This window comes from Paraplanobispora takensis, from assembly GCF_016863195.1.
GTDB classification, from domain to species: domain Bacteria; phylum Actinomycetota; class Actinomycetes; order Streptosporangiales; family Streptosporangiaceae; genus Planobispora; species Planobispora takensis.
This window is the reverse complement of sequence record NZ_BOOK01000012.1, coordinates 87683-114248: the sequence shown is the minus strand read 5'-3', so window position 1 is coordinate 114248 and position 26566 is coordinate 87683. Positions and strand designations below refer to the sequence as shown.

The following is a 26566-nucleotide window of genomic DNA, read 5'->3' as shown; positions in this document are numbered from 1 at the left end:
GCCGCCCGTCCCGGATCCCGACGTCCCAGGTCCGCCCGCCGGTACGGCCGCGCCGTCTCAGATCCCGGTCCCCGGTCCCGGTGCGACCGATCCGTACGGCCGCGCCTGTCGGATCCGGGTCCCGGGTCCCGGCCTCGTTCTCCGTCCTTGGTCCCGTCGCGTCCTTCCGGCCCCGGCCCGCTCAGACCCCGCCCAGATAGGCCTGCACGACCCGGGGGTCCTCGCGCAGGCCGGCGGCCGGGCCCTCCAGCACGCCCTCGCCGTTCTCGATCACATATCCGCGGTCCGCGATCCGCAGGGCCGCGGCCGCGTTCTGCTCGACCAGCAGCACCGAGGTGCCCCCGGCGTTGATGTCGGCCACCAGCTCCATGATCGAGGCGACCACCAGCGGCGCCAGGCCCATGGACGGCTCGTCCAGCAGCAGCAGCCGCGGCCCGGTGACCAGCGCCCGGCCGACGGCCAGCATCTGCTGCTCGCCGCCGGACAGGGTGCCGCCCTGCTGGCCGCGCCGCTGGGCCAGGTGGGGCAGCAGCTCGTAGACGCGCTCGATCCGGCGGCGGATCTCGGCGGAGTCGCGCACCAGATAGCCGCCGAGTTGCAGGTTCTCGTGGACGGTCAGGGTGCTGAAGACCCTGCGTCCCTCGGGTACGTGCACCAGCCCGCGCGCGGTGATCCGGTGCGGATGCTCCCTGGTGATGTCGGCGCCCTCGAACAGGATCGCGCCGCCGCTCGGCCGCAGGAGACCGGAGACCGCCGAGAGCGTGGTGGTCTTGCCCGCGCCGTTGTTGCCCAGCAGGGCCACGGTCTCGCCCTGCGCGACGGTGAGGGACAGGCCGCGCAGCGCGTGGACGCCGCCGTAGTGCACGTCCAGATCGCGGATCTCAAGCATGCGGCTCACCTCCCAGGTAGGCCTCGATGACGGCGGGGTCGCGCCGGACGTCCTCGGGGCGGCCGTCGGCGATCTCCCGGCCGAAGTTGAGCACCACCACCCGTTCGGAGACCTCCATGACCAGCCCCATGTCGTGCTCGATGAGCACGATGGCGACGCCGAGGTCCCGGATGCGCCGGATGAGGCCCAGCAGCTCGGCCTTCTCCCCGTGGTTGAGCCCGGCGGCGGGCTCGTCCAGCAGGAGCAGGCAGGGGTGCCTGGCCAGCGCCCTGGCGATCTCGGTGCGACGCTGCTCGCCGTACGACAGCGCCCGGGCGGGGCCGTAGCGGTCGCCGCGCAGACCCACGAAGTCCAGCCAGTGGTGGGCCTGCTCGGTGCACTCGTGCTCGGAGCGGCGGTAGCGGGGGGTGTGCAGCAGCGCGTCGAACACGCTCTGCCGCAGCCACAGATGGGTGCCGGCGCGCACGTTGTCCAGGACCGACAGCTCGCCGAACAGGCGCAGGTTCTGGAAGGTCCGCGCCACGCCCAGGCCCGCGACCGCGGAGGGCCGCAGTCCCCGCAGGTCCCGGCCGCGCAGTGCGATCCGCCCCGCGGTGGGCCGGTAGAACCCGGTGACGCAGTTGAAGGCCGAGGTCTTCCCCGCGCCGTTCGGGCCGATGACCGAGACGATCTCCCCCTCCCCCACCGAGAAGCTCAGCCCGTCGATGGCCAGCAGCCCGCCGAAGGACAGGCGCAGGTCCGCCACGTCCAGCAGGGTCATTTGAGGGCCTCCTTGGAACGGGCGGGCCACAGCCCCTGCGGGCGCAGGAGCATGACGACGATGAGCAGGACCCCGAACAGGAAGAAGCGGTGGTCGGCGAGGTCGCGCAGGATCTCCGGCAGGATGCTGATCACGATCGCGCCGATGACGACGCCCGGCATCGAGCCCATGCCGCCCAGGACCACGGCCATCAGCACCAGCGCCGACTGCAGGAAGGTGAAGCTGGCCGGGGAGATGGCCGACAGGTGCGCGGCGAACAGCACCCCGGCCAGGCCGCCCCAGATCGCCCCGGCGATGTAGGCGGCGAGCTTGACCCGGTAGGTGTGCACGCCCATCGCCTCTGCGGCGTCCTCGTCCTCACGGACGAACCGCCAGGCCCGGCCGAGGCGGGAGCGGCCCAGCCGGGCGGCGCCGGCCACGGCCACGGCGACGACCGCCACGGTCAGGTAGTAGAACCCCACCGGGCCGTCGGCGAGGTGCGGGATGCCGTAGACGCCCGACGGGCCGCCGGTCACCTCCAGGTTGTTGGCGGTGATGCGGATGATCTCCCCGAAGCCGAGGGTGACGACGGCCAGATAGTCGCTGCGCAACCGCAGGGTCGGCGCGCCGATGACGATCCCGGCGATCACGGTGGCCACCAGGACCGCGGGCACGGTGGCCAGCAGCGGCAGGTCGAAGCGGGTGGCCAGCACGCCGCTGGTGTAGGCGCCGACCGCGAAGAAGGCGGCGTACCCCAGGTCGAGCAGGCCGCAGTAGCCGACCACGATGTTCAGCCCGGCGGCGAGCATCACGAAGATCGCCGCGCTGGTCATGACCGACAGCGCGTACGGCGTGGCGTTCACGAAGGGCGCCAGGAGCGCGACGAGCAGTCCCGCCAGTCCCGCCCACCGGTTCTGCAGCAGCCGCGAGGCCACCGTGGGCGGTTTGGTGGTGCCCCGCAGGCGGACCTCCGATCCGGTCGTACGGCTCCCGCCCGGCGGCTCGGCGCCCGCAGGACCCGCGAGCCCGGACGGCGAGCCGGAACCGGAGCCGGAGCCGGACGACGAGCCGGAACCGGAGAGCGCGGAGTCCGAACCGGGAGGCGATCCGGCCTGCGGAGGAGAGTCCGGACCGGAGAGCGCGGAGTCCGGGCCCGGGGCCGCCGGGTCCTGGCCGGGGCCCTTCACACCCGCTCCGTGACGCGCTCGCCGAGCAGGCCCGTCGGCCGCACGGTCAGGAACACGATCAGCACCCCGAAGGCGAACACGTCGCGCCATTCACCGCCGAGCCAGAACGTCCCGAACGACTCCAGCAGCCCCAGCAGCAGCCCGCCGAGCATGGTGCCGGGGATGTTGCCGATCCCGCCGATGACCGCCGCGGTGAACGCCTTGAGCCCGATCAGGAAGCCCATCAGAAAGTCGATCTTCCCGTAGTAGGCCCCGGCCATCACCCCGGCGGCCCCGGCCAGCGCCGACCCCAGGAAGAAGGTCCGGGAGATCACCGCGTTGACGTCGATCCCCATGAGCGCGCTGGTGCGCGGGTCCAGCGCGATGGCCCGCATGGCCCGGCCCTCGCGGGTCCGGGTGACCAGCAGGTTGAGCCCGGCCATGAGCACCACGGCCACCGCGACCAGCGCGAGCTGCTGCACGGTCAGCCGGGCCCCGAACACCTCCAGGGCGGTGCCGCCGAGCCGTACCGGGTAGACCCGCGGGTCGGCCCCGGCCACCACGCGCATGCCGTACTCCAGGGCGAAGGACGCGCCGACCGCGGTGATCAGCAGGGACAGGCGGGGGGCGCCGCGCAGCGGCCGGTAGGCGACCCGCTCCAGCACCACCCCGGCCAGGCCGGTGATGACCATGGTCGCCAGGAGTACGCCGAGCAGCACCGGCAGCGCGGCCGAGGACGACACCCCGCCGGCCGCGCCGAGGATGGCGAAGCCGGTGAAGGCGCCGAGCATGTACAGGTCGCCGTGGGCGAAGTTGAGCAGCTTGATGATCCCGTAGACCATGCTGTAGCCCAGCGCCACCAGGGCGTAGAACGAACCGACGAACAGGCCGTTCCAGACGAGCTGCGTCATCCGGCCTCCCGCGCGGCCCGGGCCGCGACCGGCGACCCGGCCGGGGCACCGGCCGGGTCGTGCTTCCCGCGCCCGGTCACGCGAGGGGGTCCTGCAGGGCGAACGCGCCGTCCTTGACCACGAGGATCTGGAAGCCGCCGTTGGCCAGGGTGTGCTCGGGGGTGAACTTCAGCGGCCCGGAGAACATCGGGAAGCCGTCGACGGCCTCCAGCGCGGCGATGACCTTGGCGCCGTCGGTGCCGCCCGCCTTGGTGATCGCCTCGGCGGCCAGCCGTACGGCGTCGTAGGACTGGTTGGAGTAGGGGCCGGGGTCGGCGTTGTACTTCTTCTTGTAGGCCGCGATCCAGTTCTCGGCGCCTTGGAGCGTCTCCGGGGTCTGGGTCATGGTGGCGTAGACGCCCTCGGCCGCCTCGTCCCCGGCGATCTCGGCCAGCTTCGGCGAAACGGCGCCGTCGGCGACCATGATCGAGCCCTTGTACCCGGCCTGGCGCAGCTGGCGCGCGATCAGCCCGCCCTCCTGGAAGTAGCCGGTCCAGTAGACGAAGTCCGGCTTCTTGGCCAGCACGTTGGTGATGTTGGCGCTGTAGTCGCTCTCCTTGGGCGTGACCGCCTCGACGATCACGGCCTTGTCGCCGAGCAGGTTCTGGGCGCGTACGGCGATGTCCTTGGAGTAGCTGGTGTTGTCGTGCATCAGCGCGACGCTCTCGGCACCCTGCTTGTCGACCCACTTCTGGGCGGCGGCGGCCTGCTGGGAGCCGGTGCCGTTGATCAGGAAGACGTGCTTGAGCTTCTGGTCGACCAGCTCCTGGGAGTTGGCGGCCGGGATGATCATCGGGATGTTCGCCCTGCCGAAGATCGGCAGAGTGGGCAGCGTCGCGCCGGAGCAGTAGCCGCCCACCGAGACGTGCACGCCCTCGGTGACGAGCTTGTTGGCCGCCGCCGAGGCCGACTGCGGGTCACAGGCGTCGTCGGCGGTCTTCAGCTCCAGCTTGCGGCCGAGCACTCCGCCCTTGGCGTTGATCTCGTCGATCGCGAGCTGTGCCGCGTTGCTCATATAGGGGCCGATGGCGGCCTCGCTGCCCGACTGGGGGATCAGCATGCCCAGGACGATCGGGCCCTGGGCCGGTGCGCTGCTCTGGTCTCCCGTGCCGCCGTCGCCGAGCAGGCCCTGGCTGCATCCGGCCAGGGCGAGGACGGCGAAGGTGAGTGACGCGAGGGATTTCAGGGGGGTGGCGCGCATGGGGCGGCTCCTCACATCTAGTGATATGTGATATTGCATGCCCCTGGAGCGTGCTCGTCAAGGCCCGGAGCGCGACATCGACGTTCACAGATTGTTTGTCGACGCCGGTCCGAAATCCGTCAAGGGCCCGAAATCCGTCGCAGGCCGGGGAAACGGCTCCGGCCGGCACCCGGCCGGAGCCGTCGCCGGGGTCAGGACCGGGAGCGCAGGCCCCTGAAGAACGCCCGCACGTCCGCCACCAGCAGGTCGGGTTCCTCCATGGCCGCGAAGTGGCCGCCGCGGTCGAACTCACTCCAGTGCACGATCGCGTTGGTCCTCTCCGCCCACGCCCTGATGGGCGGGGCGACCTCGGCGGGGAACAGCGCCAGGCCCGTCGGGACGGTCAGCATCTGCGGCATGGCCCACGCCTGCGCGAACTCGTAGTAGATCTGGGCGGAGGAGCCGGCGGTGCCGGTCAGCCAGTAGAGCATGACGTTGGTCAGCAGCCGGTCGCGGTCCACCGCCTCCTCGGGGACGTCCTCGGCGTCGGTCCAGTCCTTGAACTTCTCCACGATCCACGCCAGCTGGCCCACCGGCGAGTCGTTGAGGGCGTAGGCGAGGGTCTGCGGGCGGGTCGCCTGGAGGTACATGTAGCCCGACAGCTCGTCCTCGAACCGCTTGAGCCCGCCCAGCCGCCGCTTCTCCTCCTCGGTGAGCGCGGCCGTCTCCTCCGGGTCGCCGGAGGGGAAGGTGAGCAGATAGTTCAGGTGCACGCCGATGACGCGCTCGGGGCAGAGCAGCCCGACCTCGCGGGAGATGCCCGAGCCCCAGTCGCCGCCCTGGGCGCCGAAGCGCTCGTAGCCCAGGCGGCTCATCAGCTCCGCCCACGCCGCGGCGATGCGCCCGAGGTTCCACCCGGCCTCCCGGGCCGGGCCGGAGAAGCCGAAGCCCGGGATGGACGGGATCACCAGGTGGAAGGCGTCGGCGGGGTCCTCCGGCCGGGTCAGCGGCTCGATGACGTCGAGGAACTCCACGACGGATCCGGGCCAGCCGTGGGTGAGCAGCAGCGGCGTCGCCTCGGCGTGCGGCGAGCGCACGTGCAGGAAGTGCACGGTGGTGCCGTCGATCTCGGTGACGTACTGCGGGAACTCGTTCAGCCTCGCCTCGTGGACCCGCCAGTCGTAGCCGTCGGCCCAGTAGTCCGCCAGTTCCCGGAGATAGTCCAGCGGCACGCCGCGGCTCCATCCGGCGCCGGGGACCTCGCTGGGCCAGCGGGTGCGCGCCAGCCGGTCACGCAGGTCGTCGAGGTCGGCCTGGGGGATGTCGATGCGGAACTCCGTGATCTCCATGACTTGAACAGTAGAAGCAATAAAGGACAACTACCGCCCTTAATATGAGGACTCATGTTGCGGACATCCGCCCGGTTGCTGCGCCTGCTGTCCCTGCTGCAGGCCCGGCGCGACTGGACAGGCGCCGACCTGGCCGGGCGCCTCGAGATCGACGTGCGCACCCTGCGGCGCGACATCGAACGGCTGCGCGACCTCGGCTATCCCGTGCACGCGGCCCGGGGCGTGGCCGGCGGCTACCGGCTGGGCGCCGGCGCGGCGCTGCCGCCGCTGCTGCTGGACGACGAGGAGGCCGTGGCGGTGGCGGTGGGGCTGCGCACGGCCGCCGACGGCACGGTGGCGGGGATCGAGGAGAGCTCGGTCCGCGCGCTGGTCAAGCTGGAGCAGGTGCTGCCCTCGCGGCTGCGGCACCGGGTGAACGCACTGCAGGAGGCGACGATCGGGTTGGGCGGCGGCAACCCGCTCGTCGACCACACGACGCTGACGGCCATCGCCTCCGCCTGCCGTGACCACCGGCAGCTGGGGTTCGGCTACCGGGGACACGACGGCAGGGCCACCGCCAGGATCGTCGAGCCGCTCAAACTGGCCCACATGGCCCGCCGCTGGTACCTGCTGGCCTGGGACACCGGCCGCCGGGACTGGCGGACCTTCCGCGTCGACCGGATGGACGCGCCGAGCCCGCGCGCCCGCTTCACCCCGCGCGAGCCCCCCGCCGCCGATCTGGCCGACTACCTCTCCCGGCGGATCACCACGCAGATCTACGGCTGGCGGGCCAGGATCACCGTGCACGCCCCAGTGGAGCAGGCGCGCACCCGGGTGCTGCCCACCGCGGGCACGCTCTCCCCGATCGACGGGCGCACCTGCCTGCTGGAGATCGGCGCCGACTCCCTGGACGGCCTGGCCTACCTGGTCGGCCTGCTCGGTTTCGAGTTCGAGATCCACGAGCCGGACGAGCTGCGGGCGCACGTGGCCTCGCTCGCGGCGCGCCTGCTCCGGGGCGCGGCCCCGCCGGGCGAGGTCACAGGAGGAAGCCCTCGGGGAAGGGGTCGCGGGGGTCCAGGAAGTACTGGGCCGTCCCCGTCACCCACGCCCGGCCGGTGATCGCCGGGATCACCGCGGGCCGCCCGGCGACGGTGGTCTCCTCGATCAGCCGCCCCGTGAACCGGGTGCCGATGAACGACTCGTTGACGAAGTCGCCGCCCACCTCCAGTTCGCCCCGGGCGTGCAGCTGCGCCATCCGCGCGCTGGTGCCGGTCCCGCACGGTGAGCGGTCGAACCAGCCGGGGTGGATGGCCATGGCGTGGCGCGAGTGCCGGGCATCCGATCCGGGGGCGGCCAGATAGACGTGGTGGCAGCCCCGCACCCGCTCATCGAGCGGGTGCACAGGCTCGTCGGCCTCATTGATCGCCTCCATGATCGCCAATCCGGCGTCGAGGAGCCGCCGGCCGTACGCGCGCTCGAACGGCAGGCCGAGGTCCTCCAGCCGCACGATCGCGTAGAAGTTCCCGCCGTAGGCCAGGTCGTGGACGACCTCCCCCAGACCGGGAATCTTGACCACCCGGTCCAGGCCGACGACGAAGGACGGCACGTTGGTGATCGTCACCTCGGCGGCGGAGCCGTCCTCGACCCGCACCTCGGCCACCACCAGCCCCGCGGGCGTGTCCAGGCGGATGACGGTGACCGGCTCGGTCACCTCGACCATCCCGGTCTCCACCAGCACGGTGGCGACGCCGATCGTGCCGTGCCCGCACATCGGCAGACAGCCGGACACCTCGATGTAGAGCACGCCGTAGTCGGCGTCGGGCCGGGTCGGCGGCTGCAGGATGGCCCCGCTCATCGCGGAGTGACCGCGCGGCTCGTACATGAGCAGGGTGCGGACGTGATCCGTGTTCGCCAGGAAGTGCTCGCGCCGCTCGGCCATGGTGGCCCCGGGGATCACCCCCACTCCCCCGGTGATCACCCGCGTCGGCATGCCCTCGGTGTGCGAGTCCACCGCGTGGAAAACCCGCTTGGTCCTCATCGTCCCTCACTTCCTGAAACGAGATCGCTATCGGAGGCCCGAGGCGAGGACCTTCTCGGTGGCGGCGCGGACCGTTTCCCCGTCCTGCGGCGCCAGGGGCAGCCGCGGCGGGCGGCAGGGGCCGCCGCGGTGCCCGGCCATGTCCATGGAGAGTTTGATGGCCTGCACGAACGCGGTCTTGGAGTCCCAGCGCAGCAGCGGGTGCAGCGTCCGGTAGAGCGGGACCGCGGTCGTCAGGTCCCCGGCGACGGCGGCCCGGTACAGCGCCACGCAGGCCTCGGGCAGGGCGTTGGGATAGCCCGCCACCCACCCGACGGCGCCGGCCACGGCCAGCTCCAGCAGCACGTCGTCGGCCCCGGCCAGCAGGTCCAGCCCGGGGGCGAGTTCGGCGAGCTCGTAGGCCCGCCGTACGTCGCCGCTGAACTCCTTGACGGCCACGATCAGTCCTTCGGCGTGCAGCCGCGCCAGCAGGGCGGGGGTGAGGTCGACCTTGGTGTCGAAGGGGTTGTTGTAGGCGACCACCGGCAGTCCTGCGCGCGCCACCTCCCGGTAGTGCTCGATCACGGCCCGTTCGTCGGCCCGGTAGGCGTTCGGCGGGAGCAGCATCACCGCCCCGCACCCGGCCTCCCCGGCCTGCTCGGCCCAGCGGCGGGCCTCCAGCGCGCCGTAGGCGGCGATCCCCGGCATGACCCGCTCCCCGCCGACCGCGGCCACCGCGGTCCGCACGACCTCGGCCCGCTCCTCGGGCGTCAGCGTCTGGTACTCCCCCAGGGAGCCGTTGGGCACCACGCCGTCGCAGCCGTGGGCGACCATCCGCCGGCAGTGACCGGCGTAGGCGGCGTGGTCGATCGACAGGTCGTCACCGAGGGGCAGCGCGGTCGCCACCATCACTCCGTGCCAGGGTTTCGTACGGGTCGTCATCATGATCGTCCTTCCGGGGAGGCGGGACCGTCGTGCGGGGAGGCGGGGTCGTCGTCGGGCCGGGGCCACGCGGCCAGGTCGCCGAGCCGGACGGGCTCGGCGATCACCCGCCGGGTCACCGGCAGGGCGTCCCGCGCCAGGCACCCCACGGTGTAGCCGCACATGCGGCCCTGGCACCAGCCCATCCCGGCGCGGGTCAGGAGTTTGACGGAGCGCGCGTCGGCGGCGCCCAGTTCCAGGGCCTCGCGTACGGCCGACAGCGGCACCTCCTCGCAGCGGCAGATCAGGGTGTCCTCGCGCAGCCAGCCCTGCCAGCCGGGCCGTACGGGATAGGCCTGCCGCAGAGCCCGCGCGAAGGCGGCCATGCGGTCGCGCCGACGCGACAGGACCGGGTCGGGCGGGACGCGGCGCCCCAGGTCGGCGGCCGCCGCCCGGCCCGCGATGCGCCCCTCCACCTCGGCCAGCAGGGCGCCGCCGACCCCGGTGGTCTCCCCCGCCGCGTAGACGCCGGGCACGCCGGTGCGCATGCCCGCGTCCACGACGACCGCGGGGTCGCCGTGGTCGTCCCGTACGGCGCAGCCGAGCTGCACGAGCAGGTCGATCCGGGGGATGAAGCCGTAACCGCAGGCCAGCGCGTCGCACTCGACCGTCCGCGTCCCGGCCGGACGCCAGTCCCGGTCCAGGCGGGCGATCGTGACGTGGGTCAGCCGGCCGTCGCCGTGCGCCTCGACCACCGCCCGGCGCCCGCGGTAGGGCACCCGGCGCCGGGCGAGGCGGAGACCGTAGCCGAGCGCCTCGGCGGCCCTGCCCGCGGCGAGGAAGGGATGCGCGGCCAGGCCGAAGCGGCCGCCGGCCTCGTACGCGCCGAGCACGTGCGCGCCCGCGGCGGCCAGCCCGGCGGCGACCGGGAGCAGGAAGGGCCCGGTGCCGGCCACCACGACCCTGCTCCCCGCGACGACGAGATCGCCCTTGAGCAGCGCCTGGGCGCCCCCGGCGGTGATCACTCCGGGCAGGTCCCAGCCGGGGAAGGGCAGCGGCCGGTCGTAGGCGCCGGTGGCCACCAGCACCCCGCGCGCGGTGATCGTGCGGGGCCGTTCCTCCCGGTCCCCCTGCGCGCACCGCACGGCCAGCACGTTCCCCTCACGCTCGATCGACCAGACGCGGTGACCGGTCAGCACGTCGGCCCCGGCGGCGAGCCGGTCGCACTGCCGCGCGAACCGGTCGAGACCGTGGTGGAGCGCTCCCGGCCGCCGGGCGCGGAACCCGTCCGCCGGCCGGCGGAAGTACTGGCCCCCGAGGCGCGCGGCGGAGTCGAGCAGGACCACGCCGAGCCCGGCCAGCGACGCGGTCAGCGCCCCCGCCACCCCGGCGGGCCCGCCGCCGACCACCGCCAGGTCGTAGTCAGGAGTCACCGCGCTCCCCTCCTCCCCCGGCGGAGGCCTGGTCGGCGGCCGTCCGCCCGTCCGCGTGCGGGCGGCCGGTGGTCACCCGGTCGCCCGGCCGGGCCTCGATCTGGCACGCGCGCAGGGACGGGACGTCGTTGACCGTGACCAGGCAGTCGAAGCAGACGCCGATGCCGCAGAACAGCCCGCGCGGACGGCCGCCGGAGCGGGTGGTCCGCCAGGAGCGGATGCCCGCGGCGTGCAGGACGGCGCCGAGGCTCTGCCCGGGGACCACCGGTACGGCCTGGCCGTCCACGTCGATCTCGAATCCGGGTTCCGGATCCGCCCGGACCAGCCGGTGGGCGGGGTTCACGGGGTCTCCTCTCCGAAGCGGTCGGGACGGAAGGGGGTCAGGTCCAGGTCGGGGCGCGTGCCGGTCAGCACCTGGGCGATGAGGTGACCTGTGGCCGGGGCCAGGCCGATGCCCGCGCCCTCGTGGCCGCAGGCGTGGTGCAGGCCCGGGGCCCGGGGATCCTCGCCGATCACCGGGAGGTGGTCGGGGCAGTAGGGGCGGAAGCCGCAGTAGGCCCGGATCACCTTGCGACCGGCCAAGCCGGGGAAGAGCGCCACGGCCTGCGCGGCGAGCCTGCCCAGCACGGACGCCGGTACGGCCCGGTCGAAGCCGACGCGCTCGCGGCTGGCGCCGATGAGCACCGGCCCGGCCGGGGTGCCCTCCACGACGGCGGAGCTCTCCAGGCCCTCGGAGTCGCTCGCGACCGCGGTGACGTAGGCGGCGGTGTAGACCTTGTGCCGGATCAGCGGCCGTTCGAGCGGCTCGGTGACCAGGATGACCCCGCGCCTGGGCAGCACCGGCACGCGCACCCCGGCCAGCGCCGCGACCTCGCCGCCCCAGGTCCCGGCGGCGTTGACGACGGCCCCGGCGAGGATGTCCCCGCCGTCGGTCCTGACCCCGGTCACCCGGTCGCCGTCGCGGATGAACCCGGTGACCGTGACACCGGTGCGCAGCATCAGCGCGCCGCGGCCGAAGCGCTCGCCGCCCCGCCGGATCAGCCCGGCCGCGGCGAGCATGGGCTGGACCTGCGCGTCCTGCGGATAGAACACGCCCCCGGCGAGGCCGCCGGCCAGGTGCGGCTCGTAGTCGCGCAGCCGGCCGGGCTCGACCACGGTGTGCTCGACGCCCTGCTTGACGGCCAGGTCGGCGAGCGCCTCCATCACCGGCGGAGTCTCGGCGACCACCAGCCCGCCCTTGGCCTCGAACTCGAACCCGCCGCCCGTCCCGGCCGGGCCGCGTAGCGCTGATCCTCCGTGTCCGCCGGACCCGTCCGGGCCGCAGTCCGCCAGTTCGCGCCAGAGACGGTTGGACAGCAGCGCGAGGTCGAGCTCGGGGCCGGGTTCCTTGTCGGAGACCAGGACGTTGCCCTCTCCCGCGCCGGTCGTGCCGCCGGCCACCGGGCCCCTGTCCACGACCACCACGTCCAGACCCGCCCGCGCCGCGTAATAGGCGCACGCCGCCCCGACGATCCCCGCGCCCACGACCACGACATCCGGCATGGCTCACCCCGCTCCCGCGACCTGGCCCGCCTGTAAAATGTCACATATTTCCCGACGGATCAATGGCCTGTCCGCGGTCCCCCGTCCGCGGACCGGGCGATTCGCCGTCCCCCGTCTCCGGAGATGTCCCGGCGCCGGTGTACGGCGAGCCAGGCGCCGCCGGCGACCGCCATCGGCAGGCCGAGGAGGGCGAAGACGACTCCCACGTCCAGCCGGTCGAGGAGGGCCCCGGCGCCGACGGCCGAGACGCCGAGGCCGAGGGTGGCCGTGGCGCTCCACAGGGAGGTGACCCGGCCGCGGGCCTCGTTCGGCGTCGCGGTCAGCAGGACGGTCATGGCCGCGGGGCCGTACACCACCTCGGCGGCCGCGATCAGCCCCCACAGCGCCAGCGCGGGCAGCACGCCGGACGGCAGGCCGAGCAGCATGGTGAGGACCCCCTCGACCAGGCATGACAGGCCGATGACCAGGTGGCGTCCCGACGGCCCCAGAGCGCGGATCCGGGAGGCCGCGACCACCAGGACCACGCTCCCCACGACGCCCTGGACGCCGTAGAACCAGCCGGCCCCGCCCTGCCCGAGATCGTGCACGCGCAGGGCGAGGTAGGTCATCGCGGTGATCGTGCCGCCCAGCCCCAGGCAGAAGACCGCCTCCAGCAGGAGCAGGGCCGCGATGGCGCGGGTGCGCGCGGCCATCGCGATCCCCTCGCGCAGGGAGCGCCACCAGCCGTGCGGGGCGACGCCCGCGAACCGGTCGCCCGAGCGCACCGACGCGGTGAGCCACGCCGACAGCAGGAAGGAGGCGGCGTTGGCGGCGAAGGCCCAGCGCCAGCCCACCGCCGTGACGACGAGACCTCCGGCGACCCCGCCCAGCGCCTGGAAGACCAGGCCGTTGACCTGCACGGCCGCCGAGTACAGGGGGTACTCCTCGGGCCGGGCCAGGCTGGGCATCCACGCGTTGCGGGCGGCCTGGAAGACGAACCCGGCCGCGGCGGAGGCGAAGGTCAGCGGATAGACCAGCCACAGCCGCCCCGGATCGTCGGCGAGCAGGAAGGCGACGGCGAAAACCGCCATGAGCACGTCGGTCACCAGCGTCACCGCGCGCCGGTCGGCCCGGTCGGCCAGCACCCCGCCCCAGACCCCGGCCAGCACGCCGGGCAGATAGCGCACGGCCAGCGTGAGCCCGGCGGCGAGCCCGGCGCCGCCGTGCGCGTAGACCATCGCGAACACCGCGACCGCGGAGAACCACCCGCCGCACGCGCTGACCAGGTTGCCCAGCCACAGCATGCGCAGGTCGCGGTTGCGGGCGAGCAGCTCGCGCAGCGTGCGAGCAGGTTCCACCGAACACCCCCGGAAGACGGATGGGAACGATTTTCATCACCAAGTCCGGATAGATCAAGACTTGACAATGATTTTCGTTTTCGTTTCTACTTCTGGAGGCGCCCCACGGCGCCGCCGGTCGGACCGACCGAGATCCCGGCCCGGCTCCCGGAGGGAGGTGATCAGGCATGACCGTCAAGAAGCTGAAGGCGAAGGCGCGCAACGCGTCCGTCCACTCGTCCAACCACGCCACGGTGGCGCTGGCCAAGGTGGCCTGGCGCTGACCGCGTGAAGAGCGGCACCCGGGCGCGGGCCGACCACGCCCGCGCCCGGGTGCCGCCGGACCCTCCGCGGAGACCGTCGAGGCCACCGCGGATTCCGGGATTTCGAAGATTTCAGGACGTCGGGGATGCCGAGGATTTCGAGGATGTCGAGGAAAGGAACGCTCGCGATGACTTCCGGGCTGGACCGGCCCGCACGCTGGGCGGCCGGGACCACCTTCGTGCCCACCGGGGACGGCTGGCTGGTCCACGGCCCCGACGAGGACTTCATGATCCTGAGCGTGCCGCCGGAGGACCGGGCCGCCGTGGCGGACCTGTTCACCGGCCGCCTCGGCGTGAGGGCGGCGCTCGAACGCCTCCCGGAGGCGGCCGGCCTGGTCGCCGAACTCACCACGGCCCTCCCGGAGCCGACCGCCCCGGTCACCGAACCCGCCGAGGTCCTCCTGGTGGGGGGCGGCCCGCTGCTGGCGCCGCTGGCGCGGTGCCTGCGGCAGGCGGGCCTGGCCGTACGGCACGCGGCGGCCGGGCAGGACCCCGGACCGGGGACCGCGGTCCTGGTCGCGTGCGCCGAGCACCTGCCCGACGCCGCCTGGCGGGAACTCGACGCCCGCTGCCGCGACCGGGGGATCGCCTGGCACCGCGGTCACGGCGAGGGCCGCCGCTGGTACGTCGGCCCGTTCACTCCTCCCACCGGCGGCGCTGGTTACGAGGACCTGCGGCTGCGCCGTCTGGCCGCCTGCCCGTGGCCGAACGAGCTGGCCGCCTACTGGGCCTTCCTCGACGCCGGAGGGCGTCCGGCCGCCCCCGCCGACCCCGCCGGAGCCGATGTCGCCGCCGCCCTCATCGCCGCCGATCTGCGCGCCTGGGCCGAAGGCGCCCGGCCGCCCGGGACCCGCCGCCAGACCGGGATCGACCTGGCGGCCGGGGAGATACGTCACCACCCCGTGCTGCCGGTGCCGGACGGCCTGATGCGGGAGATCCCCGCGTGAGTGAACGAAGTGAGCGAGCCCGCAGGCACAGCGACGTCGCGGACGCGGCCGGCGCAGGAGGCTGCGCGAGCGAGATCCGTACCGGTTTGACGGTGACGGCAGCCGACGGCACGGTCCTGGTGGCCGACCTGGTCCTGCCGGACCGGCTGCCCGCACCGGCCGTGGTGATCCGCACGCCGTACGGCACCGCGGGCGGCCTGCCCGAGGCCCTCAGCCTGGCCGAGGCCGGGTTCGCCTGCCTGCTGCAGGATCTGCGCGGCCGTCACCTGTCGGGAGGCGTCTTCGTCCCCGGCGCCGACGAGACCGGCGACGGCCACGCGACGCTCGGCTGGACGGCGGCCCAGCCGTGGTGCGACGGCGACGTCTTCCTGTACGGCCTCGCCTACGAGGCCTACGCCGCCTGGTGCGCCGCCGCCCACCCCGCGGTCCGCGGGATCGTCAGCCGCCAGCCCTGGCCGCCCGCCGGGCCCCCGGCCCTCGACGACGAGCTGTGGTGGCGCACCGACCTGGGCACCGGGCGGGTGACCAGGCCCGGTCTCTACGAGGCGACGCCGGCCCACCGGCCGGAGCCGGCCGCGCTGGTCCCCACGGCCGCCGTCACCGGGACGTGGCCGGTGGACGCCGGCCCGTGGCCGGTCACGCCGGATACCTACGGGCCCGCGGCCCGGCGCATGACGAGGGCCGCCCGGACGGCGAACGCGCCCAGTCTGCACCTGGGCAGCTGGTACTGCCGGTCGGCGCGGACCACCCTGCGCCAGGCCATGGCGTCCCCGTACGCCGAGACCGTCGTCGGCGGCTGGGCCAGCGCGCTCACCCACCGGCTCCAGCCTGAATGCGCCCTGCCGGAGCCCCCCGGGCCGCACCCCTTCGCCCTGGCGCTGGAGTGGCTGCGGGCCGTACGGCATGACGGCCGCCCGCCGGACGGTGCGCGGCGCGACGGTCATCTGCGAAACGGCGTACGCGACGGCCACCTGCCGGACGGTGCGCGGCGCGGCGGCTGCCTGCTGCTCGGCAGCGGGCGCTGGACGGACGCCGACCCGGTCCCGCCCCGCCGGCCGGTATGGACGGCCCTGCCACTCGGAGAAGACGGGACGCCACTCGGAGAAGACGGGACGCGGCTGCGTCATGACCCGGCCGACCCGTACCCGTCAGCCCCGCACTCCGCCGACCTGGCGCCGCTCGCCGACCGCGAGGACGTGGTCCGGCTGGGCGTCGACGGTCCGCTGTGCTGGCACGGCACGGCCCGCCTGACCGCCGCGGTCACCGTCAGCACCGAGGCCGCCGCCCACACCCATACCGGCAGTGAGGGCACCGCCCACATCTACACCGGTACCGGCACCGGATTCACCACCGGCACCGGATTCACCACCGGCACCGGCGTCGAACTGGTGGTCACCCTCGTCCACGAGCGCCCCGACGGCGCGGCCACCCGGGTCGCCGACGGCACGGCGCCCATCGGGCCCGGCGCCTCCCGGTGCGAGATCCACCTGGCCCCGGTCGCGATGGAACTGCCGCCCGGGCACCGGCTCCACGTGGAGCTGACCGCCGGGCGTCCCCCGCGGTACCCGGCACCGCCGCAGCGGACGGAGATCCGCCTGCGCGAGGTGGTCCTGCACCTGCCCCGTCCCCGGAAGGGAGCTTTCGCATGACCGACACCTCCGGCACGGGCCCCGTGGAGGGTGATCCTCTCGCGGTCCTGCTCGACGATCGCACCGGCCTGATCCGCAGGCTGGAGCCGCTGGAACCCGATCCGTGGTGGCCCGAGGGGCTCACGATCCACACGGCCGAGGTCGGCTCGCCGTACCGGCTGCTGCCCTGGCCCGCCGACCGGGTCGCCACCGGCACCGCGTTCGGCGATCCCGGCCGGGCCGCGATGAGCGCGGTCGGCGAGGCGGTGGAGCGCTACTGCGGCAACTTCGTCCCCGCCGCTCTGCCCCGTTCCTCCTACCGGAGGCTGCGCGGACCCGCCCTCGACCCGGCCCGGCTCGCCCTCTACTCCGGCGACCAGTACGCCGAGCCCGGTTTCCCGTTCGTGCCGTTCACCGAGGGCCTGGAGGTGCTGTGGACCCCGGGCACGGACCTGATGGACGGCGCGCCCGCCTGGCTGCCCGCCTCCCTGGTCTACGTCAACTACCTCACCGGGCCCCGCGAGGACGAGCCGCCGACCAACTACGCGATGCTCGCCGGCATCGCCGCCGGGCCCTCCGCGCGGGCGGCCCGCACGGCCGCGCTGGAGGAGGTCATCGAGCGCGACGCCACGGTCGTCTGGTGGGCCGGTGCGCTGCCCGCCCGCCCCGTCACCGGGGCCGGTCATCCCGCGGCGCCCCTGATCCCGGAGGCCGAACCCGGCTGGTACCGCCCCGCCGGCGCCACCGGGCGCTGCCGCTACCGGGTCGTGGCGATCCCCACCGTCTTCGAGGTCGCGGTCCTCGGCGTCCTGCTCGACGACCCCGAGACCGGCATCGCCGCGCTCGGCGTCGCCGCCCGCCCCGACCCGGCCGAGGCCGTGCGCAAGGCGCTGGCCGAGGCCGTCACGCTGCGCCGTTACGCATTGGGCCTGCTCGATCCCGCCGGGGAGATCTGGGCCGCCGCCGCGGACGGCGTCATCGACGTGCGCGTCTTCAAGCCCCACCGCGCCGACCGCCGCTACGCCGACGACTACCGGAGCGACTTCCGCGACGTCGTCGACCTCGGCTGTCACAGCCAGCTCTGGCTCGACCCGCGGATGCGCGAGCACCTGGCCCCGATCACCGCCTGCACGGGCCCGGTCGCCCTCACCGACCTGCCGCGCGTGGACGGCGATCCCCTGGACGGCTATCTCAAACGGGTCGCGGCCCGGGGACTGGGCGCCTACGCGGCCGATCTGACCACGCCCGACGTCGCCTGCGCGGGGCTGTCGGTCGCCCGGGTGATCGTTCCCGGCGCCTACTCCAACGCGCCCGCGGCCTTCCCGTTCCTCGGCGGGACCCGCCTGCGCGAGGACCCCGTACGGCTCGGCCTTCAAGCGGCCGAGCGGATCAACCTCGTACCCCTGCCGCACACATGATCCTCATCACACCCGCGGCCCCTGCCGCGCACACGACCCCCGTCCCGTCCGCGGGCCTCGCCGCGCGCACGACCCCGGCCCGCACATGATCCCCCTCGACTCCCGCTCCGGTCTCGTCACCGACGTGCGCGCCTCGACCCTGCGCGGGTGCCTGCACGTCGCCTTCGCCGACCTCGCCGCCACCACCGGGTACGGCCTGCCGCTCGGCAATCCCACGGTCTCCGGCGCCTGCTGGCACGACCCCGCCCGGGCCCGCCTGCGGGCGCTCGGTGAGGCGGCCGAACGCTATTGCGGTCACCTCGTGCCCGCCGACCGGCTGGTGGAGGCAACCTGGCACGACCTGGCCCCGGACGCCGTCGACCCGCGGGTCCTGGCGCTGTACTCGGCCGGGCAGAGCGCCCGCGACGGCTTCCCCTTCACCGGGCTGGGACGCGCCGACCGCACCCACTGGGTGCGCGGCACCCGCCACGACGGCACGCCGGTCTGGGTCCCGGCCGCGCTGGTCTGGCTGACGCCCTTCCGCGCGTCCCCGGTGGAGAGGGCCCGGCAGTCCGGGTCCGTACGGTCCCGGCCCGTCCTCCTGCCGGTGTCGGCCGGGATCGCCGCCGGCCCCGACCCCGCCTCCGCGCGCGCCGCGGCGCTGGCGGAGGTCGTGGAGAGGCACGCCCTGGCCACGGCGTGGGCCTCGGAGCGCGCCTTCCCGGCGCTCACGGGCGTGCGGTCGCCCGCGGTGCGGGGGGTACGGCTGAGCGCGCGGGCCGTACCGAACCTCCTGGACGCCCCGGTGGTGCTGTGCGTCGCGGAGGACATCGGCGACGGGGACGCGGGCGGCGGCCTTGATGCGGAGGACGGCCGGGCGCCCGTTCCCGGCGGGACCGCGGAGAGCGGCCACGCACCTGTCCCCGGCACCGGCGGGACCGCGGAGACCGGTCACGCGCTCGCCTCCGGGGTCCGCGGGGCGGTGGGGGCCGGCTGCGCTTTCGTTCCCGGCGCCGCCGATCCGGTGACCGCGGCCGTGTGGAAGGCCGCGGCCGAGGCGGTCCAGTCCCTGGACACCACCGCCCAGCTCGCCGTGGGCGGTCTGCCGGAGTGGGAACGTCCCGGCGGCCCGCTCGCGCCCCACCGGCCCGGCCGCGCCTTCGCCTCCGCCTACCGGCCCGACTTCTCCGACGTCACCGATGTCACCTGCCACCTGCAGCTCCTGGCCGATCCCTCCTTCTCCGCCCGGATCCTGGCCCGCCTGGCCCGCGGCGAACCCGCCGGGTTCGGCGGGTTCGGCGCGGCCGGTCCCTTCGACCCGGACGCGGCGCTGGCCGCCCGCGGCCTGGTGCCCGTCACGGTCGACCTGACCACCCCCGACATCGCCGCCTGCGGTCTGGCCGTGGTCCGGGTCGTCGTGCCCGGGCTGCGGGCCACGGCCCCGGCCGCCTTCCCCTTCCTGGGCGACGGCGCCGAGCCCCTCCCGGCCCGAACCGAACCCCTGCCGGTGCCCCACGCCTGACCTCGCCCGGCCCGTCCGTCCACACGTGGCGGCGCGTCGGCCACCCGTACAGAACACAGCGACCAGAAGGAGACACCTTCCGATGAGAACCGTCACCTCCCGCGCGGCCCTGGCCCTGCTCGCCGGAACCGCCGTGCTCGCCGCGGGGTGCGGCGGGACCGGGGCGCCCACCGCCGCCGCGCAGGTCCCGGCGCGGACCCCGGCCGCGCCGGTGGAGGTGGGCAACTGCGGCGCCACCTACCGATTCGACGGCCCGCCGCAGCGCGTGGTCACCTCCAGCACGATCGCCACCGAGATCGTGCTGGCCCTGGGCGCCCGCGACCGGCTGGCCGGCGCGGTCGCGCCGGGTGAGCTCCTGCCCGAGGTCGCCCCCGACTTCGAGGGAGTGAACGTCATCGCCGAGTCGGCCTTCCCGCCCCCGTCCAAGGAGACGGTGTTCGCCGCCGACCCCGACTTCGTGGTCAGCGGTTACGGCGACGACTACGGGCCCAAGGCGCTCGGCGACCGGGCCCGGTTGCGCGAGGAGGGCGTCAACTCCTACCTGCTGTCCGGCAACTGCCCCGGCCGCAAGGCCACCGTCGAGGACACCTACACCGACATCCGCGAGCTGGGCCGGATCCTCGGCGCCGAGGCGAAGGCCGAAGAGCTGGTGACGAAGCTCAGGACCGAGGTGGACTCCGTGCGGCCGGTCTCCGGAACGCCGAAGGTGTTCGACTACGCCGGAGGGCTGGAGAAGCCGAGCACCGCCGGGTCGAACGGCCTGATCGACGATCTCATCCGCCGGGCCGGGGGTGAGAACCTCTTCCCCGAGGTGACCTCCTACGCGCAGATCTCCTGGGAGGAGTTCATCAAGCGCGACCCGGACGCCATCGTCGTGGAGGACCAGGCGTTCGAACCGGCCGACGAGGCCATCGCGTTCCTCACCTCCTACGAGCCGATCAAGAACGTCACCGCGGTCAGGGAGAAGCGGTTCATCGTGATCCCGGTCAACGACACCCAGCCCGGCCTGCGCAGCGACCGGGCGCTGAAGACGCTCGTCGCCGGGCTGAGCGGGTGAGCTCCGCCGAGACCGGAACCGGTGTCCGGGCGGAGTCCCCGTCCCCGCCGGGCGCCCCGCCGCGGGCGGCGGGCGGGCGCCGGCTCGCCTTCCCGGGCGTCCTGGTCCTGCTGGCGGCGCTGCTGGGCGTCTCGCTGGTCGCGGCCGTCGGTCTGGGGCCGGTCTCCATCCCCTTCGCCGACGTGGCCCGCATGCTCGGCCACCGCCTGCTGCCCTGGCTGGTGCAGCAGGCGCCGGGCGGGCCCCGGGCGGTCATCGTGCTGGACATCCGCCTCCCCCGGGTGCTGCTGGGCGCGGTGGTCGGGGCGGGGCTGGCCGTCGTGGGCGCGGTGCTGCAGGCCGTACTGCGCAATCCCCTGGCCGACCCCTACATCATCGGGGCCAGCTCCGGCGCCTCCCTGGGCGCCGTGCTGGTGATGCTGGCGGGGCTGTCGCCGTTCGGGCCGCTGTCCCTGCCGCTGTCGGCCTTCGCCGGGGCGATTGCCGCCTTCGCGCTGGTGCTGGCGCTGTCGCGGCGCGGCGGGCAGGTCGCGCCGGCGCGGCTCATCCTCGCCGGTGTGGCGGTCGCCGCGCTCACCGAGGCCGTCACCAGCTACATCGTGCTGACCACGCCGGACAAGGAGGTGCGCTCGGCGCTGTTCTGGAGCCTGGGCGGCCTGTCCGGCACGCAGTGGCGGGACGTGGGCGTGCCCGCGCTGGTCGTCGCCGCGGCCACCGCCTGGGCCGTCTCCCGGGCGGCCCCCCTCAACGCCCTGGCCCTGGGCGACGAGGGCGCCACCAGCCTGGGCGTCGAGGTCGACCGGCTGCGGCTGCGGCTGATCGTCGTGTGCGCGCTGGTCATCGGCACGGTCGTGGCGGTGAGCGGCGGCATCGGCTTCGTCGCCCTCATGGTCCCGCACGCCGTACGGCTGGCGTCCGGCGGCGACAACCGCCGCCTGATCCCGATCGGGGCGCTGTCGGGGGCGCTCCTGCTCGTCTGGGTCGACGTGGCGGCCCGGATGCTGAACCGGCCCGACGAGATCCCCATCGGAGTGATCACCGCGGTGCTCGGTTCGCCCTTCTTCCTCATGCTGCTCGTCCGCGCCGATCGGGGGGCTCCGCGGTGAACGTCGAGGTCCAGGGCGTCCACTGGCTGCACGTGCTGCGCGATGTCAGCCTGACAGCCGGCTCCGGGCGGGTGACGGGGTTGATCGGCCCCAACGGCAGCGGCAAGTCGAGCCTGCTGCGGTGCGTCTACCGCCGGATCCGCCCCGACCGCGGCCGGGTCCTGATCGACGGCGCCGACGTGTGGCGGACCCCGGCCCGCGAGGTCGCCCGGCAGGTCGCCGTCGTCGCCCAGGACACTCCGGCCGACCTCGACGACAGCGTCGAGCACGTCGTCGCCCTGGGCCGGATCCCCCATCTCGGGGCGCTGGGCCGGCTCTCGGCCGCGGAGAGGGCGCTGGTCGCCGAGGCGATGGAGACGTGCGAGGTCACCGGCCTGGCCCGCCGGCCGTTCGCCACCCTGTCGGGCGGCGAGCGCCAGCGGGTCCAGCTCGCCCGCGCGCTGGTCCAGCAGCCCCGGCTGCTGATCCTCGACGAGCCCACCAACCATCTGGACCCGCGTCACCAGGTCGACCTGCTGCGGCTGGTGCGCGCCCTCGGCGTCACCGTGCTGGTGACCCTGCACGACCTGCAGCTGGCGGCCGCCGCCTGCGATCGCCTCGTCGTCCTGGACGGCGGCGGGGTCGTCGCCGACGGCCCCGTGGCGCAGGTGGTCACCGAGGACCTCCTGCGCGCGGTCTACCGGGTCGAGGCCGAGGTCGAGCGCGGGCGGGACGGCCTGCCCAGGATCTTCCTGCCGTTGCCCGGGCCCGGCGGGACGGTGCCGGCGGCCCTCGCCCGGAACGGGGCTGCGGGCGGGACCGGGCATGCGGGCACCTACGATGTGAGCCGTGAACCAGCTTCTTGACCTGCCCCGCCGGCACGCCGTACGCCTGTTCCGGAGCGTGTGGGCTCCGACGGCCGGCAGCATGCGGTGGTGGGCCCTGACCGCGGTGGTCGTCAACGCCGGGATCACGGTGACGGGCGCGGTGGTGCGGGTGACCGGGTCGGGGCTGGGCTGTCCCACCTGGCCCCGGTGCACCCCGGACAGCTTCGTCCCGGCCGCCCACGAGGGGATCTCGCCGATCAACACGGTGATCGAGTTCGGCAACCGGCTGCTGACCTTCCTGGTGCTGGTCGTGGCGGTGGCCTGCGTGCTCGCCGCCCGGCGGCTGCCCTCCCGCCGCCGAGACCTGGTCCGCCTGGCCTGGATCCAGCCCTACGGCGTGGCCCTGCAGGCGTTCTGGGGCGGCGTGGTGGTGCACACCGCGCTCAACCCGGTCACCGTCAGCGTGCACTTCCTGTTCTCCGTCGGCATGATGGCCGCGGCCTGGATGCTGTACGCCCGCGCCGGGGAGGGTGACGGACCGGTGCGGCCACTGGTCCGCCGTGACATCCGCGCGCTCGGGCACGTGCTGGTCGGCGCGGTGCTGGTGCTGATCCTGGCCGGGATGGTGGTGACCGGCACCGGCCCGCACTCCGGGGACGAGATGGCCTCGCGCTTCGACTTCGACATCGAGACCGTGGCCAGGATCCACGCCGACGCCGCCTACCTCGTGGTGGGGCTGACGTTCGCGCTGATGTTCGCGCTGCGGGTGACCGACGCGCCGGGGCGGGCGCGCCGGGCGGCGCTGGTCCTGCTGGGCGTGGAGCTGGCCCAGGGGATCATCGGCTACGTCCAGTACTTCCTGGCCGTGCCGGCGTTCCTGGTCGGGCTGCACGTGCTGGGCGCGACGCTGGTGTGGATCTTCACGCTGCGGGCGGTGTCCGCCCTGGGGTCAAGGGATCCGCTCGGCACTCCGGCCGATAATCCCGACAAACTGGACAAAGTACCCGCCTAGCGGGAGGATGACCGGATGCGGCTGTCCCCCTCACGCACGGTCCTGCGGCGTTCCTACCAGGTCGCCGTCCTGCTGAGCGTGCTGGTGATCACCCCGCTGACCTGGGCCTGGCTGTCCAGTTCCGGTCACCGTACGGTCGCCGGCTCTTCCCCCGCCTGGATCTCCGAGGTGCCCGAGGCCCCGGCCGCGCTGGTGCTCGGCGCGGGCATCCGCGGCGGCGCCCCCACGCCCATGCTGGCCAGGCGGCTGGACATCTCCGCCGAGCTGTACCGGGCGGGCAAGGTGCGGGCGATCCTGCTGTCGGGCGACAACAGCGTGGCCGGCTACGACGAGCCCACCGTGATGCGCGACTATCTGACCGCGCGCGGCATCCCCGTCCGGGCGCTGGTCCTGGACTACGCCGGCTTCGACACCTGGGACTCCTGCGTGCGGGCGCGCGACGTCTTCGGCGCCACCCGGCTGACCGTGGTCACCCAGGTCTTCCACCTGCCCAGGGCCGTCGCGCTGTGCCGCAGGGCGGGCCTGGAGACCTTCGGCGTCGGCGACGACTCCACCAGGCAGTGGGCGGCGGCCACCTACGGCTACGCGGCCCGCGAGTTCCTCGCCGCGGCCAAGGGCTTCCTGGACGCCGTGGTGCTCGACTCCTCCCCCGTCTTCCCCGGTCCCCGGGAGACGACCCTGGACGCCGCGGTCCGCGGCGGATGAGGCCCGGCCCCGGTGCGGCCGGACGGCTCGATCCGGATGCGGCCGGGTGACTCGATCCGGGTGGTTCAGCCCGGGTGCAGGCCCTGCCCCACCGCGGGGAGGTTGCGGCGCGCCTCGGCCATGCACGTCAGCAGGGCGTGCTGCTCGTCGTTGAAGGTGCGCTCGTCGATCACGCGCCGCGCGGCGCGCTCGTGCAGCAGGCCCAGCTCGGTGGCGGCCAGCTGGTAGTCGCTCATCGCCCGCAGCCCGCCGCGCCCGCCGTGCGTCCTGGCCCACTGCCGCGCCTGCCTGCGGCTGGGCAGCGAGGAGAGCATGTGGACGTCGTACGGGGAGACCAGGCCGGTCGCCTGGTAGGCGGGCAGATAGCCCTGGATGAGGCCGACGATGCGCTTGCGGTCGCGGACGATGACCCCGATCAGGACGAACAGCACGATCATCAGCAGCAGGTAGGCGGCGGCCAGCCCGCCGAAGCCGACATAGGACGCCAGGCCGTTCCAGATGCCGTGCAGGAGCATCGCGCCGATCCATCCCGCCGCGATGACGCCGGCCCGCCCGGGACCGTGCCGCTGCGCCGCGTAGGCCACCGCGACCCCGATCATCGAGGTGAACAGCGGGTGCGCGAACGGCGACAGGATCCCCCGCAGGACGACGGTCACCGCCAGGCCCCTGGCCCCCATCTCGTCGAGGGCGGCCACGTAGTAGCTGACGTTCTCGCTCATCGCGAAGCCGAGGCCGACCATGCTCGCGTAGATGACGCCGTCGGTGGGCCCGTCCAGCTCGGCCCGCCTGAAGCGCAGCAGGCCCAGCAGGACCAGGCCCTTCATGGTCTCCTCGACCACCGGGGCGCCGAAGGTGGCGGTGAGGTTGCGGGCGTCGGCGTACTCGATGGCCGCGGCCTGGCCGATGTAGAGCAGGTTGAGGGAGTTGATGACGCCCGCCACCAGGACGGCCACGCCCGCGCCCCAGCCGAAGGCGAAGATCAGGTTGCTGCGCGGCTCCGGCTCCAGGCGGTCCAGCGCGAGCACCGCCGCCAGCAGGACCGGGACCGGGGCCAGCGCGAGCGCCAGGGCGATGAAGAAGAACACCGGGTCGCCGTTGAGCACGTCGAAGGAGAAGGAGACCAGCCCGCACAGCCCGGTTACGACGAGCCCCGCGATCAGCGCGACGGACGGGCGGTCCTTGAACACCCACCGAGGATCACGGCTCGCCATGGGGCAACCGTAACTGATCGGCAATGTCCTGTCCCCCCGGCCCCCCGCCGTGCCAGGAGGCGGAAGTCCGTGCTCAGAGGAGCATCGAGTCGATCGCGACGGCCAGGAACAGCAGCGCCAGGTAGGCGTTGGACCAGTGGAAGAAGCGCATCGGGCGCAGGTCCACCCCGGTCTTGCCGGCGTTGACGCGGCCCAGCAGCCCGTGGACCTCCCACAGGCACACCGCGCCCAGGACCGCGGCCACGACCGGGTAGAGCGGCGTGGTGCCCGCGATCGGCCACAGCAGCAGCGAGCAGAGCACGGTCGCCCAGGTGTAGAGGATGCACTCCACCGCCACGCGGCGCTCGGTGGCGACCACCGGCAGCATGGGGACCTTCGCCGTGGCGTAGTCCTCCTTGTAGCGCATCGCCAGGGCCCAGGTGTGCGGTGGCGTCCAGAAGAACACCACGCCGAACAGCACCACCGGCGCCCAGTCGAGGCTGCCGGTGACGCCCGCCCAGCCGATCAGCACCGGCATGCAGCCCGCGATGCCGCCCCACACCACGTTCTGGGCGGTGCGGCGCTTGAGGATCATCGAGTAGACGAGCACGTAGAACAGGTTCGCGCCGAGCGAAAGGGCGGAGGCCAGCCAGTTGACCGTCAGGCCGAGGCCGACGGTCGACAGGACGCCCAGCACGATGCCGAAGATCAGCGCGTTGGCCGGCGGGACCTGCTCGCGGGCCAGCGGCCGGCGGCGGGTGCGGCGCATCGCGGCGTCGATGTCGCGGTCGACGTAGCAGTTCAGCGCGTTCGCGCTGCCCGCCGACAGGGTGCCGAACACCAGGGTGTTGACGGCGGTCCAGAGCGGTGGCAGGCCCTTGGCCGCCAGGAACATCACCGGCAGCGTCGTGATCAGCAGCAGCTCGATGATGCGCGGCTTGGTGAGGGCGACGTAGGCCTTGACGACGTCGACGAGCGAACGGGGCGCGGCGTCCTTCGCCGTGCCCTCCTCGGACGGGGCCGTGGCCGCGCCCTTCGCGAGCGGGGCCGTCGCTTGCTTGTCGGTCAGCACCATCTAGGGCGCTTCCAGAACGTGCGGGGTCAACGCGTAACCTCTGATCAGAACGGATCCGTGATGCGGGCACCAGCCAGCTTGTGGACCTCAACTGTAGTTGCCCTGTCGGCCGGTCCCGGCACGGGGGCACGGACCACACGACAAGGCGCCCCGTATGAGGTATTTCGTCAGGCTACTTACTGCTCCTGGCGACTCGCCCCGGCTCGGGGTTACTCCACGGTCGGGGTGCCGAACCGTTAGGGTCCGGTGTGGGCGGGAAATGCCACACCAAAGGCACCATCACAACTAGATCCGGAGATCGAGCACTTGAGCAGCGA

General features: G+C 73.9%; 24 protein-coding genes. 10 read left to right on the top strand and 14 right to left on the bottom strand.

Annotated elements, in window-relative coordinates; all coding sequences use genetic code 11:
• Window positions 1-181: 181 nt before the first annotated feature.
• The 6 genes from Pta02_RS09450 to Pta02_RS09425 all read right to left on the bottom strand — a co-directional run bounded on the left by Pta02_RS09450 (window position 182) and on the right by Pta02_RS09425 (window position 6273).
• Window positions 182-889, bottom strand: coding sequence for an ABC transporter ATP-binding protein (locus Pta02_RS09450; protein WP_275423569.1), 708 nt, complete (start codon window positions 887-889; stop codon window positions 182-184).
• Complete coding sequence (locus Pta02_RS09445; protein ID WP_203874334.1) at window positions 882-1649, bottom strand: ABC transporter ATP-binding protein; 768 nt, start codon at window positions 1647-1649, stop codon at window positions 882-884. Before Pta02_RS09445 ends, Pta02_RS09450 begins: the two co-directional genes overlap by 8 nt.
• Complete coding sequence (locus Pta02_RS09440; RefSeq protein WP_239130021.1) at window positions 1646-2815, bottom strand: branched-chain amino acid ABC transporter permease; 1170 nt, start codon at window positions 2813-2815, stop codon at window positions 1646-1648. The genes Pta02_RS09445 and Pta02_RS09440 overlap by 4 nt, the downstream gene beginning before the upstream one ends.
• On the bottom strand, window positions 2812-3705 hold the full coding sequence (locus tag Pta02_RS09435; RefSeq protein ID WP_203874333.1) for a branched-chain amino acid ABC transporter permease: 894 nt from the start codon (window positions 3703-3705) through the stop codon (window positions 2812-2814). Before Pta02_RS09435 ends, Pta02_RS09440 begins: the two co-directional genes overlap by 4 nt.
• Window positions 3706-3781: 76 nt before the next feature.
• The gene (locus Pta02_RS09430; RefSeq protein ID WP_203874332.1) at window positions 3782-4945 is read right to left on the bottom strand and encodes a branched-chain amino acid ABC transporter substrate-binding protein; all 1164 of its coding nucleotides are present in this window, start codon (window positions 4943-4945) and stop codon (window positions 3782-3784) included.
• 191 nt (window positions 4946-5136) lie between these two features.
• Window positions 5137-6273: an epoxide hydrolase family protein gene (locus Pta02_RS09425; protein ID WP_203874331.1), complete on the bottom strand. Its 1137-nt coding sequence runs from the start codon at window positions 6271-6273 to the stop codon at window positions 5137-5139.
• A gap of 54 nt (window positions 6274-6327) precedes the next feature.
• On the opposite strand from Pta02_RS09425, the gene Pta02_RS09420 reads away from it, so the two are divergent.
• Complete coding sequence (locus tag Pta02_RS09420; protein WP_203874330.1) at window positions 6328-7371, top strand: helix-turn-helix transcriptional regulator; 1044 nt, start codon at window positions 6328-6330, stop codon at window positions 7369-7371.
• On the opposite strand, the gene Pta02_RS09415 is transcribed toward Pta02_RS09420, so the two are convergent.
• Genes Pta02_RS09415 through Pta02_RS09390 form a run of 6 tightly spaced genes read right to left on the bottom strand, consistent with a single transcriptional unit; the run spans window position 7289 to window position 13502 of the window.
• Window positions 7289-8290, bottom strand: coding sequence for a proline racemase family protein (locus Pta02_RS09415; protein ID WP_203874329.1), 1002 nt, complete (start codon window positions 8288-8290; stop codon window positions 7289-7291). The two genes, Pta02_RS09420 and Pta02_RS09415, sit on opposite strands and share 83 nt — an antisense overlap.
• A gap of 27 nt (window positions 8291-8317) precedes the next feature.
• Window positions 8318-9211, bottom strand: coding sequence for a dihydrodipicolinate synthase family protein (locus Pta02_RS09410; RefSeq protein WP_203874328.1), 894 nt, complete (start codon window positions 9209-9211; stop codon window positions 8318-8320).
• The gene (locus Pta02_RS09405; RefSeq protein ID WP_203874327.1) at window positions 9211-10623 is read right to left on the bottom strand and encodes an FAD/NAD(P)-dependent oxidoreductase; all 1413 of its coding nucleotides are present in this window, start codon (window positions 10621-10623) and stop codon (window positions 9211-9213) included. Before Pta02_RS09405 ends, Pta02_RS09410 begins: the two co-directional genes overlap by 1 nt.
• Complete coding sequence (locus tag Pta02_RS09400) at window positions 10613-10966, bottom strand: (2Fe-2S)-binding protein (protein WP_203874326.1); 354 nt, start codon at window positions 10964-10966, stop codon at window positions 10613-10615. Before Pta02_RS09400 ends, Pta02_RS09405 begins: the two co-directional genes overlap by 11 nt.
• Window positions 10963-12165, bottom strand: coding sequence for an NAD(P)/FAD-dependent oxidoreductase (locus tag Pta02_RS09395; RefSeq protein WP_203874325.1), 1203 nt, complete (start codon window positions 12163-12165; stop codon window positions 10963-10965). The genes Pta02_RS09400 and Pta02_RS09395 overlap by 4 nt, the downstream gene beginning before the upstream one ends.
• Before the next feature lie 59 nt (window positions 12166-12224).
• Window positions 12225-13502 (bottom strand): MFS transporter, encoded by a 1278-nt coding sequence (locus tag Pta02_RS09390; protein WP_203874324.1) that lies wholly within the window; start codon window positions 13500-13502, stop codon window positions 12225-12227.
• Between the two features lie 430 nt (window positions 13503-13932).
• Between Pta02_RS09390 and Pta02_RS09385 the strand changes: the two genes are divergently transcribed.
• The 9 genes from Pta02_RS09385 (at window position 13933) to Pta02_RS09345 (ending at window position 23984) form a co-directional block, all read left to right on the top strand.
• Window positions 13933-14751: a TOMM precursor leader peptide-binding protein gene (locus tag Pta02_RS09385; RefSeq protein ID WP_203874323.1), complete on the top strand. Its 819-nt coding sequence runs from the start codon at window positions 13933-13935 to the stop codon at window positions 14749-14751.
• Window positions 14748-16400 carry a CocE/NonD family hydrolase gene (locus tag Pta02_RS41870; protein WP_203874322.1) on the top strand — a complete coding sequence of 551 codons (1653 nt, stop codon included), beginning with the start codon at window positions 14748-14750 and terminating at the stop codon, window positions 16398-16400. The genes Pta02_RS09385 and Pta02_RS41870 overlap by 4 nt, the downstream gene beginning before the upstream one ends.
• Window positions 16397-17797, top strand: coding sequence for a YcaO-like family protein (locus Pta02_RS09375; RefSeq protein WP_203874321.1), 1401 nt, complete (start codon window positions 16397-16399; stop codon window positions 17795-17797). Before Pta02_RS41870 ends, Pta02_RS09375 begins: the two co-directional genes overlap by 4 nt.
• Before the next feature lie 85 nt (window positions 17798-17882).
• On the top strand, window positions 17883-19298 hold the full coding sequence (locus Pta02_RS09370) for a YcaO-like family protein (protein ID WP_203874320.1): 1416 nt from the start codon (window positions 17883-17885) through the stop codon (window positions 19296-19298).
• An 82-nt stretch (window positions 19299-19380) separates the two neighbouring features.
• Window positions 19381-20355, top strand: a complete 975-nt coding sequence (locus tag Pta02_RS09365) for an ABC transporter substrate-binding protein (protein WP_203874319.1) — start codon at window positions 19381-19383, stop codon at window positions 20353-20355.
• Window positions 20352-21461 (top strand): FecCD family ABC transporter permease, encoded by a 1110-nt coding sequence (locus Pta02_RS09360; RefSeq protein WP_239130018.1) that lies wholly within the window; start codon window positions 20352-20354, stop codon window positions 21459-21461. The genes Pta02_RS09365 and Pta02_RS09360 overlap by 4 nt, the downstream gene beginning before the upstream one ends.
• Complete coding sequence (locus tag Pta02_RS09355; RefSeq protein ID WP_203874318.1) at window positions 21458-22306, top strand: ABC transporter ATP-binding protein; 849 nt, start codon at window positions 21458-21460, stop codon at window positions 22304-22306. Before Pta02_RS09360 ends, Pta02_RS09355 begins: the two co-directional genes overlap by 4 nt.
• Entirely contained in the window at window positions 22290-23279 is a 990-nt protein-coding gene (locus Pta02_RS09350; RefSeq protein ID WP_239130015.1) for a COX15/CtaA family protein, read from the top strand. The genes Pta02_RS09355 and Pta02_RS09350 overlap by 17 nt, the downstream gene beginning before the upstream one ends.
• Before the next feature lie 15 nt (window positions 23280-23294).
• Complete coding sequence (locus Pta02_RS09345; RefSeq protein WP_203874317.1) at window positions 23295-23984, top strand: SanA/YdcF family protein; 690 nt, start codon at window positions 23295-23297, stop codon at window positions 23982-23984.
• A gap of 65 nt (window positions 23985-24049) precedes the next feature.
• Here Pta02_RS09345 and Pta02_RS09340 read toward each other — a convergent pair whose 3' ends face one another.
• The gene (locus tag Pta02_RS09340) at window positions 24050-25171 is read right to left on the bottom strand and encodes a PrsW family intramembrane metalloprotease (RefSeq protein WP_239130012.1); all 1122 of its coding nucleotides are present in this window, start codon (window positions 25169-25171) and stop codon (window positions 24050-24052) included.
• A gap of 97 nt (window positions 25172-25268) precedes the next feature.
• A complete protein-coding gene (locus Pta02_RS09335; RefSeq protein WP_203874315.1) occupies window positions 25269-26249 on the bottom strand; it encodes a heme o synthase in 981 nt (326 codons plus the stop codon).
• Window positions 26250-26566 lie beyond the last annotated feature (317 nt).

Coding starts and splice junctions, on each gene's coding strand:
- Pta02_RS09450 (WP_275423569.1), bottom strand. CDS start 889: ATGCTTGAGATCCGCGATCTGGACGTGCACTACGGCGGCGTCCACGCG.
- Pta02_RS09445 (WP_203874334.1), bottom strand. CDS start 1,649: ATGACCCTGCTGGACGTGGCGGACCTGCGCCTGTCCTTCGGCGGGCTG.
- Pta02_RS09435 (WP_203874333.1), bottom strand. CDS start 3,705: ATGACGCAGCTCGTCTGGAACGGCCTGTTCGTCGGTTCGTTCTACGCC.
- Pta02_RS09430 (WP_203874332.1), bottom strand. CDS start 4,945: ATGCGCGCCACCCCCCTGAAATCCCTCGCGTCACTCACCTTCGCCGTC.
- Pta02_RS09425 (WP_203874331.1), bottom strand. CDS start 6,273: ATGGAGATCACGGAGTTCCGCATCGACATCCCCCAGGCCGACCTCGAC.
- Pta02_RS09420 (WP_203874330.1), top strand. CDS start 6,328: ATGTTGCGGACATCCGCCCGGTTGCTGCGCCTGCTGTCCCTGCTGCAG.
- Pta02_RS09415 (WP_203874329.1), bottom strand. CDS start 8,290: ATGAGGACCAAGCGGGTTTTCCACGCGGTGGACTCGCACACCGAGGGC.
- Pta02_RS09410 (WP_203874328.1), bottom strand. CDS start 9,211: ATGACGACCCGTACGAAACCCTGGCACGGAGTGATGGTGGCGACCGCG.
- Pta02_RS09395 (WP_203874325.1), bottom strand. CDS start 12,165: ATGCCGGATGTCGTGGTCGTGGGCGCGGGGATCGTCGGGGCGGCGTGC.
- Pta02_RS09385 (WP_203874323.1), top strand. CDS start 13,933: ATGACTTCCGGGCTGGACCGGCCCGCACGCTGGGCGGCCGGGACCACC.
- Pta02_RS09375 (WP_203874321.1), top strand. CDS start 16,397: ATGACCGACACCTCCGGCACGGGCCCCGTGGAGGGTGATCCTCTCGCG.
- Pta02_RS09370 (WP_203874320.1), top strand. CDS start 17,883: ATGATCCCCCTCGACTCCCGCTCCGGTCTCGTCACCGACGTGCGCGCC.
- Pta02_RS09365 (WP_203874319.1), top strand. CDS start 19,381: ATGAGAACCGTCACCTCCCGCGCGGCCCTGGCCCTGCTCGCCGGAACC.
- Pta02_RS09345 (WP_203874317.1), top strand. CDS start 23,295: ATGCGGCTGTCCCCCTCACGCACGGTCCTGCGGCGTTCCTACCAGGTC.
- Pta02_RS09335 (WP_203874315.1), bottom strand. CDS start 26,249: ATGGTGCTGACCGACAAGCAAGCGACGGCCCCGCTCGCGAAGGGCGCG.